At 64.0% G+C, this 13392-nt stretch carries 12 protein-coding genes; 6 read left to right on the forward strand and 6 right to left on the reverse strand.

Translation table 11 applies throughout. From position 1 onward, the window contains the following. The first annotated feature begins 13 nt into the window (after nucleotides 1–13). Both LU682_RS16025 and LU682_RS16030 read left to right on the forward strand, forming a co-directional pair. On the forward strand, nucleotides 14–1234 hold the full coding sequence (locus LU682_RS16025; RefSeq protein WP_020191325.1) for a putative DNA modification/repair radical SAM protein: 1221 nt from the start codon (nucleotides 14–16) through the stop codon (nucleotides 1232–1234). Then, a complete protein-coding gene (locus LU682_RS16030) occupies nucleotides 1225–2082 on the forward strand; it encodes a TIGR03915 family putative DNA repair protein (protein WP_010953825.1) in 858 nt (285 codons plus the stop codon). Before LU682_RS16025 ends, LU682_RS16030 begins: the two co-directional genes overlap by 10 nt. 62 nt (nucleotides 2083–2144) lie before the next feature. Here the strand turns inward: LU682_RS16030 and LU682_RS16035 are convergent, their stop codons facing one another. From LU682_RS16035 to LU682_RS16045, 3 genes are all read right to left on the reverse strand, one after another. Beyond that, nucleotides 2145–3116, reverse strand: a complete 972-nt coding sequence (locus tag LU682_RS16035; RefSeq protein ID WP_010953824.1) for a 5-oxoprolinase subunit C family protein — start codon at nucleotides 3114–3116, stop codon at nucleotides 2145–2147. Further along, nucleotides 3113–4000 carry a 5-oxoprolinase subunit B family protein gene (locus tag LU682_RS16040; protein ID WP_049586156.1) on the reverse strand — a complete coding sequence of 296 codons (888 nt, stop codon included), beginning with the start codon at nucleotides 3998–4000 and terminating at the stop codon, nucleotides 3113–3115. Before LU682_RS16040 ends, LU682_RS16035 begins: the two co-directional genes overlap by 4 nt. Nucleotides 4001–4092: 92 nt before the next feature. After that, a complete protein-coding gene (locus LU682_RS16045; RefSeq protein WP_060488946.1) occupies nucleotides 4093–4851 on the reverse strand; it encodes a 5-oxoprolinase subunit PxpA in 759 nt (252 codons plus the stop codon). 120 nt (nucleotides 4852–4971) lie between these two features. Here LU682_RS16045 and LU682_RS16050 point away from each other — a divergent pair, with 120 nt between their 5' ends. The 4 genes from LU682_RS16050 to LU682_RS16065 all read left to right on the forward strand — a co-directional run bounded on the left by LU682_RS16050 (nucleotide 4972) and on the right by LU682_RS16065 (nucleotide 9660). Next, a complete protein-coding gene (locus LU682_RS16050; protein ID WP_010953821.1) occupies nucleotides 4972–5889 on the forward strand; it encodes a LysR family transcriptional regulator in 918 nt (305 codons plus the stop codon). 191 nt (nucleotides 5890–6080) lie between these two features. Beyond that, nucleotides 6081–8147, forward strand: a complete 2067-nt coding sequence (gene treS, locus LU682_RS16055) for a maltose alpha-D-glucosyltransferase (RefSeq protein WP_010953820.1) — start codon at nucleotides 6081–6083, stop codon at nucleotides 8145–8147. 172 nt (nucleotides 8148–8319) lie between these two features. Beyond that, a complete protein-coding gene (locus LU682_RS16060; protein WP_010953818.1) occupies nucleotides 8320–8949 on the forward strand; it encodes a riboflavin synthase in 630 nt (209 codons plus the stop codon). A gap of 9 nt (nucleotides 8950–8958) precedes the next feature. Next, a complete protein-coding gene (locus LU682_RS16065) occupies nucleotides 8959–9660 on the forward strand; it encodes a YoaK family protein (protein ID WP_010953817.1) in 702 nt (233 codons plus the stop codon). Here the strand turns inward: LU682_RS16065 and proP are convergent, their stop codons facing one another. The 3 genes from proP to LU682_RS16080 all read right to left on the reverse strand — a co-directional run bounded on the left by proP (nucleotide 9661) and on the right by LU682_RS16080 (nucleotide 13351). Further along, nucleotides 9661–11163: a glycine betaine/L-proline transporter ProP gene (gene proP / locus LU682_RS16070; RefSeq protein ID WP_010953816.1), complete on the reverse strand. Its 1503-nt coding sequence runs from the start codon at nucleotides 11161–11163 to the stop codon at nucleotides 9661–9663. It lies immediately after the preceding gene. A 158-nt stretch (nucleotides 11164–11321) separates the two neighbouring features. Then, the gene (gene hemB / locus LU682_RS16075) at nucleotides 11322–12296 is read right to left on the reverse strand and encodes a porphobilinogen synthase (protein WP_010953815.1); all 975 of its coding nucleotides are present in this window, start codon (nucleotides 12294–12296) and stop codon (nucleotides 11322–11324) included. 161 nt (nucleotides 12297–12457) lie between these two features. After that, nucleotides 12458–13351, reverse strand: coding sequence for a PA4780 family RIO1-like protein kinase (locus tag LU682_RS16080; RefSeq protein ID WP_010953814.1), 894 nt, complete (start codon nucleotides 13349–13351; stop codon nucleotides 12458–12460). Nucleotides 13352–13392: the final 41 nt, after the last annotated feature.

The raw sequence follows: 13392 nt of genomic DNA on the forward strand, positions 1-13392 counted from the left end.
CAGGTCAGCCACCATGCAACTCATCGCCAAACTCGGCATCCTTGCCGACGCCGCCAAGTACGACGCCTCCTGCGCCAGCAGTGGTGCGCCCAAGCGCAATTCGCGCGGCGCTGACGGCCTGGGTGCCACCAACGGCATGGGTATCTGTCACAGCTATACCCCGGACGGCCGCTGCGTATCACTGCTCAAGGTACTGCTGACCAACTTCTGCCTGTACGACTGCCAGTACTGCGTCAACCGCCGCTCCAGCAACGTGCCGCGCGCACGCTTCAGCCCCGAGGAAGTGGTGCGCCTGACCCTGGACTTCTACCGGCGCAACTGCATCAGCGGCCTGTTCCTCAGCTCCGGCATCATCCGCTCGGCGGACTACACCATGGAGCAGTTGATCCGTGTGGCCCGGCTGTTGCGCGAAGAACACAGCTTCCGCGGCTACATCCACCTCAAGGCCATCCCCGATGCCGACCCGCTGCTGATAGAAGAGGCCGGGCGCCTGGCCGACCGCCTCAGCGTCAACATCGAACTGCCCACCGACGCCAGCCTCAAGCGCCTGGCGCCAGAAAAGCAAGGGCACACCATTCGCCAGGCCATGGGCGTGATTCATCAGGGCCAGCAGGCCGTGGCCAACGAGCCCAGGGCGCCGCGCTTTACCCCGGCCGGGCAGAGCACCCAAGTCATCGTCGGCGCCGACAGCACCGACGACAGTACCTTGCTGCGCAATGCCGAGTCGCTGTACCAGGGCTACGGCCTCAAGCGCGTGTACTACTCTGCCTTCAGCCCGATCCCCGACAGCCCCGGCAGCGTACCCCTCGCCGCACCACCGCTGCTGCGCGAACACCGCCTGTATCAAGCCGACTTCCTGCTGCGTGGCTATGGCTACAAGGCTGGCGAGCTGCTGGGCCACAGCGGTAACCTGGCACTGGACATCGACCCCAAGCTGGCCTGGGCGCTGGCCAACCGCGACGTGTTCCCGCTGGACGTGAACCGCGCCGAACCTGCGCTACTGGCGCGTATCCCCGGCATCGGCCTGCGCAGCGTACAGCGTCTGGTCGCCCTGCGCCGGGAGCGGCGCATCCGTTATGACGACCTGATCCAGCTGCGCTGCGTGCTGGACAAGGCACGGCCGTTCATCGTTACAAGCGACTACCGACCCGCCCAGGCCGAGCTGCGCAGCGGCTTGCTGCGAGCGCGCTTGAGTGAGCCGCCAGCGCCCGTGCAGATGGGGTTATGGGGGTGATCGCACTCGACTGCGACGACCTGTTCGCCACCTGGCGCGAGCAGGCCCGGGGGTTGTTGAGCCATGGCATCGACCCGTCGGAAGTCACCTGGTCGCAAGGCCCGATGGCGGACCTGCTGGCCGTGCTGGCCGTGCCGGCAGCGCCGCCTGACGGGCCGGGCCCTTTCCGGGCCAAAGTCCCGGCCGCACTGCTGAGCCAGTTGGAGCAGGCCTCTCGCTACCGTGGCGAGCAGCGCTGGAACCTGCTGTATGAAGTGCTGTGGCGCGTCGCCCATGGCGACCGCACGGCAATGCTGGCCGGTGACCGGCTGGGCAGTGAGCTGCAACGGCGCATCAAGCAGGTAACCCGCGAGGCGCATCACTTGCACGCGTTTGTACGCTTCGTGCCGTTGCCAGAGGAACTGGCTGAGCACTTGCAGCTGGATCTGGTGGCCTATCACGAGCCGGCACACGACATTCTGCACAGTGCCAGCGCCCACTTCGCCGACCGTCTGGGGCGTTTGCGCTGGTTGATTGCCACGCCACAGGATGGCATTCGCTTCGACGGCCAGTCGTTCGACTACCAGCGACAGTGCCCCGAGCCCTGGCGCCAGTGGGCCCGCAACGCCGAAGACCCCGGCGCCGAACTTTGGCGCACCTACTACCGCCACACCTTCAACCCGGCCCGCCTCAACCCGGATGCCTTGCGCCTGCACATGCCAGGGCGGTTCTGGCGGCATTTGCCGGAAGGCATGCTGATACCGCAGCTTGAAGGCCTGGCGCGCCAAGGCAAACAGCGAGACGGCCAAGCCCTTGAGGTGGCCTCGCAAACCGGCAAGACCATCAGCAAGCCTGCGCGCTCGGTGTAGCTGCGGAGCCTGTTGCGGCCCCGTCGAGACGCAAGGCAGCGGCTACAGCGAAAACATGATGCTCAGCTGAAGAGCCTGGCCAGGCAGGCCAGCTTCTTCTTGTACGAACGCCGTGCCTCCAGTGCCTGCTCCAGGCTCACCGGCAGGAACCGCGCCTGCTGGTTGGGCTGCATCTGCCCGATCAGATCGAGGTCGGCGCTGATCACCGTGCCGATCATGGCGTAGCCGCCCCCCGACACTGCATCGCGATGCAGGATGATCGGTTCCAACCCTGCCGGCACCTGGATCGATCCGATCGGGTAGCAGCTGTCGACGATATTGGAGGGGTCCGACCCCGCACCGAACGGCTGCTCGCGCGGTTGGAAACTCAAGGCGCTGCCGCCTTTGTAGCGATAACCGATGCGGTCCGCTTCGGAGCCAACCGTCCAGGCGTCGGTGAAGAAACGTTGCGCTGCAGCTTCGGTCAGGCGGTGGAAGTACAGCCCAGGCACCACCCGCAACACCACCTCCCCCCCCAGGGCCTGACGCAGGGCCATGGGCAAGCTTGCACCGGCACGGGTCTTGCCGCTGGGCACGCCGACCGGCAGCAGGTCGCCCGCCATCAGTTTGCGCCCATGAAAGCCACCCAACGCGCCCAGCGCGTAGGTGGACCGGCTACCCAGTACCTCGGGCACATCGATGCCTCCGGCCACTGCCAGGTAGGCCCGGGCGCCCGCTGTTGGAAAGCCGAAACGCAACACTTGCCCCGCCCGCACGGCAAACGCAGTGTCCGGGCGCTGCTCGCGGCCATCGAGCAACGCTGGCATCTGCGCACCGCACACAGCGACCAGTGCGTCCTGCTGGAACTCCAGCTCCGGCCCCACCAGCGCACACTCCAGGCCCGCAGCGCCGGCCGGGTTGCCCACCAGGTGATTGGCTGCGCTCAAGGCGTACTGGTCGAGTGCGCCGGACGGTGGGATACCCAGGTGGTAGTAACCTTCGCGGCCCAGGTCCTGTACAGAAGTGGACAGCCCCGGTTTGAGTACCTTGATCATGCCAGCACCTCCTGCAACGATTTGGGGTAGCCGACCGGGTCGGCGAGGAAGGCGTCCAGGGAAAACGCCACCGGGCGAATGCGCAGGTCGAAGCAGCCATCCTCCACTTCCGCCACCGCCTGGTCGTAGGTGCGGCGGTCGATAGGCTTAAACTGCACGATGTCACCTGGGCGGAAGAACACCATGTGCTCTTTCAGGTAATTCAAGGTCTGCTGTGGGTCGTAGATCGGTGCCGGGGTGACGCCGAACATCTGGTAGCCCCCGGCCCCGCGCACCGAGTAGATGCAACCAAAGCAGCCGCCATGGCCCAGGGTGAGCTTGGGCGTGTCGGTACGGGGGCGCAGGTACTTGGGCACCTGCAGCTGCCGCTCGCGCTCGACCATCTGGAACATGAACGGCAGGCCGGCGACAAAGCCGACCATCGATACGAACCATGGCGCGCCACTGTGGGCGGCGATGAAGGCCTCGACATCGGCCAGGCCGTTGATGCGCGCGGCGTACTCCAGGTCTGTGCTGGTCGGGTCCTGGTGGCGATCCCGAAAGCGCATCAGGGTTTCATGGGTCCAGGGGTCGTTGTACAGCACCGGGATCTCGATGATCCGCGTCTGCAACGAACGCTCGGCCACCGCCTGCGCCTCGGCGCCGCGCACGGCTTCGAGCAGTGCCTCGGGGGCGATACGGTCCGGGTCGAAGCGGACCTGGAACGACGCATTGGCCAGGCACACATCAAGCACGCCATCCAGGGCCATGCGCTCCACCGCACGGGTGACGGCCATACCCTTGAAAAAGGCCTCCAGCGACATGCTTTCGCTGACTTCGGCAAACAGGTGCTCGTCGGCGCCGAAGCTGTAACGGATCGGGGTTGTAGCAAGCGGTTCGGCCATGACAGTTCCTTTTCTTGGAATCTTTATAGAAAGGCAGGCGAAAACAAAAGGCACGGGCTCCGGCTTGTCGGTTTGCCGGATGCCTGACGGGTTCAGCGCGGTGCCCGCACCACGATGCCGGCCGCATCCAGTGCCTTGCGCGTGGCCTCGACCAGGTCCAGCGCGCCCGGGGTGTCACTGTGCAGGCAAATGGAATCGAATTCGATCGCCAGGTCCTGCTCTTCGACCGTGCGCACAACGCCTTGGCGACAAGCACGCAGTACCCGCTCGGCGACGGCTTGGGGCTCGTAGCCACGCACATTGCGGGTAAACACGATCGACCCGCTCAGGTCGTACTCGCGGTCGGCATAGAACTCGCGAATCACCGGCTGCCCCAGTTCCTGGGCAATGCGGCAGATCACCGAACCCGGCATGCAGTACAGCAGCAACTCGGGCTCGATCACCCGCAGGTTTTCCACCAGCAAGCGCGCCGCTTCTTCGTCACGCGCCAAGTGCATGTAAAGCGCCCCATGCGGCTTGATGTGCTGCAGGCGCACGCCCTGGGCACGAGCGATTTCACGCAGCGCGCCCAATTGATAGAGCATGTCGTCCACCAGTTCCTGCGCCGAGGCATTGATATGCCGGCGGCCAAAGCCGACCAGGTCACGGAACCCCGGGTGTGCCCCCACAGCGACGCCCAGTGCCTTGGCGCGCTCGACGGTGCGGCGCATGGTGCCGGGGTCGCCGGCATGGAAACCAGTGGCGATGTTGGCGCTGCTGATGTAACCCATCAGCTCATTGTCGACGCCATCGCCAATGGTCCACGGGCCAAAGCCCTCACCCATGTCCGAGTTGAAATCCACTGCTTGCATGACCGCGTCTCCTGGCACTTGTGACTGCATGCAAGCCACGTTAGATTCTCCGCACCCCCTTGGGAAGATCTATAAACAGATGGGGTACCTTCTGAAAAACAGATACCCCGGGAGCCTACCGTGTCACTCACCCTGCGCCAGGTCCGCTACTTCGTTGCCACCGCTGAAATCGGCCAGATCTCGCAAGCGGCGATCCACCTGAACATCTCCCAGTCGGCAGTCACTACGGCCATCAAGGAGCTGGAAGCGATGCTCGGCGTGCTGTTGTTCCAGCGCTCGGCCCAAGGCATGAGCCTGACCGAAGCCGGCCGGCACTTCTTGAACCGTGCCTACGTCATCCTGCGCAGTGTCGACGATGCGTTGAACAGCCCGCTTCCGGACGTGCGTGCCAGTGGCCTGTTGCGCCTGGCGGCGAGTTACACGGTGATCGGCTACTTCCTGCCGCACCACTTGCAGCGCCTGGAGCACTGGCATCCGGGCGTGACACTGGAGCTGTACGAGCAGGAGCGCAGCGCCATCGAGCAAGGCCTGCTGGAGGGGCGTTTCGACATGGCGGTGGTGCTCACCGCCAACCTCACCCACCCCGACATCGTCTCGGAAACCCTGTTCAACTCCGAGCGCCGGCTGTGGCTGCCCGGGCATCACCCACTGTGCGAGCGATCGGCCGTGAGCCTGGCCGAGGTGGCCTGTGAGCCGTTCATACTGTTGACCGTGGATGAGGCCGAGCAAAGTGCCATGCGCTACTGGGAGCAGGCCGGGCAACGGCCAAGCGTAAGGGTGCGCACCAGCTCGGTGGAGGCCGTGCGCAGCATGGTCGCCAATGGCAGCGGAGTGGCGATCCTGTCGGACCTGGTGCACCGGCCGTGGTCGCTGGAGGGCAAGCGCATCGAGACGGTGACCATCAGCGACCCGGTCACGCCGATGAGCGTGGGGTTGGCCTGGCACCGGGAACGGGCATTCAGCCCGGCGATGCAGGCGGTGCGCAATTACTTCCATGATGCGTTTCTGGCACCGCAGCAGTTGTCGGCCCGGCGCTGATCCTGCCTTTGCAGGCCCGGCCTCTTCGCGGGCGCGCCCGCTCCCACAGGTGCAGCGCAAATCTTCAGCGGTATGTCCGCCTGTGGGAGCGGGCAAGCCCGCGAAGAAACCAACACCCATCTTGAGCCGAACGTTCAGGCCGCAGCGCCGTCATAACCTGAGCCGGTGCCGACACGCAAAGAGGACGCGAAATGACCCAGCCCGACCCGTCATACGTCAAATGGCTCGAAGACCGCGCCATGCTCAAGGCCTCCCAGGACCGGGCCAGCCTGTACTCAGGCCAGTCGCGCCTGTGGCAGCAACCCTATGCCGAGGCCCAGCCCCGCCGCGCCACCGAAATCGCCTCGGTGTGGCTGACGGTCTACCCCGACGCCATCATCGCGCCCGAGGGTTGCTCGGTGCTCGGTGCCCTGGCCCACGAAGCGTTGTGGAAGCGCCTGTCGGAGATCGGCGTACAGGGCCTGCACACCGGCCCGATCAAACTGTCCGGTGGCATCCGCGGCCGCGAACTCACCCCCAGCGTGGACGGCAACTTCGACCGCATCAGCTTCGACATCGACCCACTGTACGGCAGCGAGCAGGAACTGATCCAGATGAGCCGCATGGCCGCTGCGCACAATGCCGTGACCATCGACGACCTGATCCCCTCGCACACCGGCAAGGGCGCCGACTTCCGCCTGGCCGAGCTCGCCCATGGCCCCTACCCGGGGCTGTACCACATGGTCGAGATCCGCGAAGAAGACTGGGCGCTGCTGCCCGAGGTGCCCGCCGGGCGCGATGCGGTCAATCTGCTGCCAGCTCAGTGTGACGAGCTGAAGGCGCGCCATTACATCGTTGGCCAGCTGCAACGGGTAATCTTCTTCGAGCCGGGCGTGAAGGAAACCGACTGGAGCGCCACGCCGCCGATCACAGGCGTCGACGGCAAGACCCGCCGCTGGGTGTACCTGCATTACTTCAAGGAAGGCCAGCCCTCGCTGAACTGGCTGGACCCTACCTTCGCCGCCCAACAGATGATCATTGGTGACGCACTGCACGCGCTGGACTGCCTGGGTGCACGCGGCCTGCGCCTGGACGCCAACGGCTTTCTCGGCGTGGAAACCCGCGCCAGCGGCACCGCCTGGTCGGAAAGCCACCCGCTGTCGCTCGTCGGCAACCAGCTGATCGGTGGCATGATCCGCAAGGCCGGCGGTTTCAGCTTCCAGGAGCTGAACCTGACCCTCGATGACATTGCGCAGATGTCCAAGGGTGGTGCCGACCTGTCCTACGATTTCATTACCCGGCCGGCCTACCAGCATGCGCTGCTGACGGGCGACACCGAGTTCCTGCGCCTGATGCTCAAGGAGATGCACGCCTTCGGCATCGACCCGGCCTCGCTCATCCATGCCCTGCAAAACCATGACGAGCTGACCGTGGAGCTGGTGCACTTCTGGACACTGCACGCGCACGATATGTACCTGTACAAGGGCCAAACCCTGCCTGGCAGCATCCTGCGCGAACATATTCGCGAAGAGATCTACGAACGGCTGTCGGGGGAACATGCGCCGTACAACCTGCGCTTCGTGACCAACGGCATTGCCTGCACCACCGCCAGCCTGATCGCTGCTGCACTGGGTATTCGCGACCTCGAACAGATTGGTGTAGCGGATATCGAACTGATCAAGAAGGTGCACCTGCTGCTGGTCATGTACAACGCCATGCAGCCGGGGGTGGTCGCCTTGTCCGGCTGGGACCTGGTCGGTGCCCTGCCCTTGCCCGCCGAAGCGGTTGCCGAACGCATGCTCGATGGCGATACCCGCTGGATTCACCGGGGCGGCTATGACCTGGCCGGGCTTGACCCACAGGCAGAGGCTTCTGTGCGGGGCATGCCGCGTGCCCGGGCGCTATACGGCAGCCTGGACAGGCAGCTGGACGAGAGTGATTCATTTGCCTGCAAGGTGAAGAAACTGCTGGCTGTGCGCCAGGCCTACGGCATCGCCACCAGCCGTCAGGTGCTGGTACCTGAGGTGAGCAGCCCGGGGCTGCTGGTGATGGTGCATGAGCTGCCAGCCGGGCGCGGTATCCAGATCACTGCGCTGAACTTCGGCCAGGACGCGATTGCCGAGGAACTGCTGTTGACCGGGTTCACACCTGGGCCGGTGGTCGACATGATCAACGAGACGGTCGAAGGCGATTTGACCGAGGACGGGCGCCTGATGGTGAACCTGGACCCGTACGAGGCGCTGTGCCTGCGGATCGTCAACAGCAGCGGGCATGTTTGAATCTGGCGTGGCCATGCCGTCGCAAACCGGTTTCGCCCACAAGCACGCCGCCTGCCCCGCGCAGGCGCCAGACTCGCAAGCCGGCTTGCCAGCCAGGAAGCCTGGTCTTGCATTTACTGCGCTACGGGCATAGCGTTCGGAAGTTTTCTTTTCCGTGCCCAGGAGCAACTCCATGTACACCGGCATCGTCCAGGCCGTCCGCCCTCTGCTTGATGTGACCACCTACCCGGGCCACAACCAGTTCACCATCGACCTCACCCCGGAACTGCTCGACGAGCTGAAAATCGGTGCCAGCGTCAGTGTCGAAGGTACCTGCCTGTCCGTGACCGAAATCGACGGCAGCCAAGTCAGGTTCGACGCCATGACCGCTACCCTCGAGCGCACCAATCTGAGCAGCTTCAAGCCTGGCCGGAGCGTGAACATCGAACGTTCGGCGAAGATGAACGCCGAAGTCGGCGGCCACCTGATGGCCGGCCACATCGCCACCACCGCCGAGATCGTCGAGCTGTCGATCAAGGAAACCGGCGCCTTCATCAAGTTCCGCATGCCGCCGCAATGGGGCAAGTACGTGTTCCCGCGTGGTTTCATCGGGGTCAATGGCTGCAGCCTGACGGTCGCTGATGTGGAGGACAACGTGATCACCATCAACCTGATCCCGGAAACCCTGCGTCAGACCACCTTCGCCAGCTACCACCCAGGTGAGCTGCTCAACATCGAGGTCGACCATCAGACCATGGTGCTGGTCGATGTGGTAGAGCGCACCATCAAAGGTACCCTGGCCCGCGAAAACCTGCTGCCCTGAGGCCTGCACATGCTCCCTAACGCCCTCCCCGCGCGCTCAGCCAGGCGTTTGCGCCTGCAGGTAATGCGTGGTCGCGTCGGCCTCGGCCTGGTCGCCGCCCTGTCGGTGCTGGCCGGCATGACCGATGCCATCGGCTTGCTGGCACTGGGCGATTTCGTGTCGTTCATGAGTGGTAACACCACACGCCTGGCGGTGGCCATCAGTGAAGCTGACCTGGCCCTTGTGCTACGCCTCAGTGGCGCCGTACTGGGTTTCGTCGCGGGCAATGCGCTGGGTGTTCTCCTGGCTCACGGATTGCGCCGTCGAGCCTGGCCGGTGCTGTTGGTGGTTGCCGCACTGCTGGCTTTCGCCGCAGCGTGGCCGTTGCCGGCCACCTTCCCTGCGCTGTTGGCGGCCACGCTGGCCATGGGCATGATCAATGCGGTCGTGGAACAGGTGAATGGCCTGCCCATCGGCCTGACTTACGTAACGGGCGCCCTGTCGCGTTTCGGCCGCGGCCTGGGGCGTTGGCTGCTGGGCGAGCGGCGCAACGGCTGGCGGGTGCAGTTGGTGCCTTGGGCCGGCATGTTGCTGGGCGCCGCGCTCGGCGCCTGGTTGCAACAACACCTGGGCCTGCAGGCGCTGGCCGGCAGCTGTGCGCTGGCCTGCGTGCTGGCGCTGATATCGCGGTTCATTCCGCGGTCCTGGCAGCGTGGCTACATGCCGCGCTGATCATTCGATGCGCGGGTGCTGCAGTGCCAGTTTCTCGCGCTTGGCTTCCAGCTCGGCGATCTGCGCATCGATGTCCTCGATCTTCTGCTCGATGTTGTCGTGGTGCTCCTGTAGCAGTTCACGCGCCTCTTCGATGTCCGATGCCGCGGGTGCCGCGCCGCGCAGGGGCTTGTTGGCGGTTTCCTTCATGGTCAGGCCGGTGACCAGGCCGACAGCGGCGATCACCATCAGGTAATAGGCCGGCATGTACAGGTCGTTTGTGGTCTCCACCAGCCACGCAGCGAGGGTTGGGGTAAGGCCGGCGATCAGCACCGAGATGTTGAAAGCGCTGGCCAGGGCGCTGTAACGGATGTGCGTGGGGAACATGGCCGGCAGCGTCGAGGCCATCACACCGATGAAGAAGTTCAGCAGCACGGCAATGATCAGCAGGCCGGCGAAAATAAGCCCTAGCACCCCACTGTTGATGAGCATGAATGCCGGAATGGCCAAGGCCAGCAGGCCGACACTGCCGACAATGATGAACGGCCGTCGGCCAAACTTGTCGCTGAGCAGGCCGATGATCGGCTGCACGAACAGCATGCCGACCATGATCGCGATGATGATCAGCACGCCATGGTCTTCGCTGTAGTGCAGGTTGTGCGACAGGTAGCTGGGCATGTAGGTAAGCAGCATGTAGTAGGTGACATTGGTGGCAATTACCACGCCGATGCAGGTCACCAGGCTGCGCCAGTGCTGGGTGGCCACCTCCTTGAACGACACCTTGGGCCCGGACGCCAGGCCTTCACGATCGCCCTGCTCCAGCTTGTCGACGTGCTGCTGGAACGCAGGTGTTTCTTCCAGCGCATGGCGCAGGTAAAGGCCGATGATGCCCAGCGGCAGGGCCAGGAAGAACGGCAGGCGCCAGCCCCAGTCGAGGAATTTTTCTTCACCCAGCACCGTGGAAATGAGCACCACCACCCCTGCGCCCAGTACAAAGCCGGCAATCGAACCGAAATCCAGCCAGCTGCCGAGAAAGCCGCGCTTGCGGTCAGGCGCGTACTCGGCAACGAAAATCGAGGCACCGGTGTATTCGCCACCCACCGAAAAGCCCTGGGCCATCTTGGCCAGCAGCAACAGGATCGGCGCCCAGATACCAATGCTTGCATAGGACGGTATCAGGCCGATGGCGAAGGTGCTCAGGGACATGATCACGATGGTCGCGGCGAGGATTTTCTGCCGCCCGAACCTGTCGCCCAAGGCGCCGAAGAACAACCCGCCAAGAGGCCGGATCAGGAACGGTACCGAGAAGGTGGCCAAGGCCGCGATCATTTGCACGCTGGGGTCGGCGTTGGGGAAAAACACCTTGCCCAAGGCATAAGCGACGAAGCCATATACCCCAAAGTCGAACCACTCCATGGCGTTGCCCAGCGCGGCGGCTGTGATCGCCTTCTTCATCTTGGCGTCGTCGACGATGGTGATGTCCTTCAGGCCGATTGGCTGGACGCTTTTCTTGCGAGGTTTCATACCCGTATCCCTGTCGATGAATGCTCTAAGGGATCAGATACAACAGGACACTAAATAATTCAGCGCTTACTGTTTTTTTGTGCGTTTGCGGCACCACCCAACGGCGCACAAAGAAAAGCCGCTGCAATGGCAGCGGCTTTCATGACCAAGGCCTGGCTTCAGATACCTTCGCGCGCCAGGTCCATGGCGAAGTAGGTCAGGATCAGGTCTGCACCAGCACGCTTGATTGCGCCAATGCTTTCGCGCACCACCCGGCCTTCGTCGATGGCACCGGCCAGGCCACCGAACTTGATCATCGCATACTCGCCACTCACCTGGTACGCCGCCAGTGGCAGGCGCGAAGCGGCGCGGATGTCGGCGATCACATCAAGGTACGCACCGGCCGGCTTGACCATCAGCACGTCCGCCCCTTCCTGCTCGTCGAGCAGCGACTCACGCACCGCTTCGCGGCGGTTCATCGGGTTCATCTGGTAGCTTTTGCGGTCGCCCTTCAGTGCGGTGCCGCCGGCCTCACGGAACGGGCCATACAACGACGAGGCGAACTTGGTCGAGTAGGCCATGATCGCGGTGTCGTGGAAGCCGGCACCGTCCAAGGCACTGCGGATAGCCTGCACCTGGCCGTCCATCGCCGCCGAGGGGGCAATGAAGTCGGCACCGGCAGCAGCGGCAATGACTGCCTGCTTGCCCAGGTTGGCCAGGGTGGCGTCGTTGTCCACGCCATGGTCATGCAGCACGCCGCAGTGGCCGTGGCTGGTGTATTCGCAGAAGCAGGTGTCGGACATCACCACCATTTCCGGCACGGTGTCCTTGCAGATACGCGACATCCGCGCAACCAGGCCGTTTTCGTTCCAGGTGTCGCTGCCATCGGCATCCAGGTGGTGCGATACGCCAAAGGTCATCACCGACTTGATACCGGCGCGGGCATAGCGCTCGATTTCCTGGGCCAGCAGCTTCTCGGGGATACGGTTGACACCGGGCATACTGGTGATCGGCACGAAATCATCGATGCCCTCTTCGACGAAGATCGGCAGGATCAGGTCTTCAAGGCGGAACTCGGTTTCCTGGAAGATCGTGCGCAGGGACTCGTTCTGCCGCAGACGGCGGGGACGAACGGAGGGGAATTGGTTGGACATGACAGCTCCAGGGAATTTGAACGGCGTATACCTTATGCCTGTCGCGCGCCAGTGAAAAGGCTAAATGACGAGAATGTGTCTTGCGTCAATGGCAACGGCCGTGGTTTGCCTGTGTTGGCCTCTTCGCGGGTAACCCCGCGAAGAGGCGGTACAGGAATAAACTACTGCAGCCAGGGCGGCGTTACCTCCTCTGCCTTGGCCGGCCCATGCTCGGCCTCGGCGCGTGCTGCACGGCGACGAGCGTCGTCCATCCGGGCGGCGTCGATCTCACGCATCACCCCGGTTATATCAGCTTCATGTTCGTCATCCTCGAACACCCCGGTCAACGGGCTGTCGGGCAACAACTCGCCGGCCTCGTACAACGCCCACATCTCCTGCGCATAGCGGGTGCTTTTCAGCTCCGGGGCAAAGCGCCCGAAATAGTGGGCCATGTTGTCCACATCGCGCTGCAGCATGCTGAAGGCATGGTTGTTGGCGGCTGCATCCACTGCCTGCGGCAGGTCGATGATCACCGGCCCGTCCGGGCCGAGCAGCACGTTGAACTCGGACAGGTCGCCATGCACCATTCCGGCGCACAGCATCAGCACGACCTGGCGAATGACGAAGGCGTGGAACGCGCGGGCATCCTCCGCTTCGAGGTGTACGTCGTTCAGCCGCGGGGCCGCATCGCCATCGGCATCGGTGACCAGCTCCATCAGGAGCACGCCGTCCTGGAAGTCGTAAGGCTTGGGCACCCTCACACCTGCGGCGGCCAAACGGAACAGCGCTGCCACTTCGGCGTTCTGCCAGGCATCTTCGGCTTCTTTGCGGCCGTACTTGCTGCCCTTGGCCATGGCCCGGGCCTGACGGCTGTTGCGTACCTTGCGGCCCTCCTGGTATTCGGCGGCCTGGCGGAAACTGCGCTTGTTGGCTTCTTTATAGACCTTGGCGCAGCGTACCTCGCTGCCACAGCGCACCACGTACACAGCGGCTTCCTTGCCACTCATCAACGGCCGTAGTACTTCGTCGACAAGGCCGTCTTCGATCAACGGTTCGATTCTTTTAGGTGTCTTCATCAGGCTGCGTTCAGGGTCCTGGCTTTGTTGGCGGACATCCT

It is taken from the genome of Pseudomonas alloputida (assembly GCF_021283545.2).
GTDB lineage: Bacteria > Pseudomonadota > Gammaproteobacteria > Pseudomonadales > Pseudomonadaceae > Aquipseudomonas > Aquipseudomonas alloputida.

Bases quoted from the DNA above. Each gene is read 5' to 3' on its own strand.
- LU682_RS16040 (WP_049586156.1), bottom strand. From the start codon at position 4,000: ATGGCCGAACCGCTTGCTACAACCCCGATCCGTTACAGCTTCGGCGCC.
- proP (WP_010953816.1), bottom strand. From the start codon at position 11,163: ATGAAACCTCGCAAGAAAAGCGTCCAGCCAATCGGCCTGAAGGACATC.
- LU682_RS16045 (WP_060488946.1), bottom strand. From the start codon at position 4,851: ATGCAAGCAGTGGATTTCAACTCGGACATGGGTGAGGGCTTTGGCCCG.
- LU682_RS16065 (WP_010953817.1), top strand. From the start codon at position 8,959: ATGCTCCCTAACGCCCTCCCCGCGCGCTCAGCCAGGCGTTTGCGCCTG.
- LU682_RS16025 (WP_020191325.1), top strand. From the start codon at position 14: ATGCAACTCATCGCCAAACTCGGCATCCTTGCCGACGCCGCCAAGTAC.
- LU682_RS16080 (WP_010953814.1), bottom strand. From the start codon at position 13,351: ATGAAGACACCTAAAAGAATCGAACCGTTGATCGAAGACGGCCTTGTC.
- treS (WP_010953820.1), top strand. From the start codon at position 6,081: ATGACCCAGCCCGACCCGTCATACGTCAAATGGCTCGAAGACCGCGCC.
- LU682_RS16060 (WP_010953818.1), top strand. From the start codon at position 8,320: ATGTACACCGGCATCGTCCAGGCCGTCCGCCCTCTGCTTGATGTGACC.
- LU682_RS16035 (WP_010953824.1), bottom strand. From the start codon at position 3,116: ATGATCAAGGTACTCAAACCGGGGCTGTCCACTTCTGTACAGGACCTG.
- LU682_RS16030 (WP_010953825.1), top strand. From the start codon at position 1,225: ATGGGGGTGATCGCACTCGACTGCGACGACCTGTTCGCCACCTGGCGC.
- hemB (WP_010953815.1), bottom strand. From the start codon at position 12,296: ATGTCCAACCAATTCCCCTCCGTTCGTCCCCGCCGTCTGCGGCAGAAC.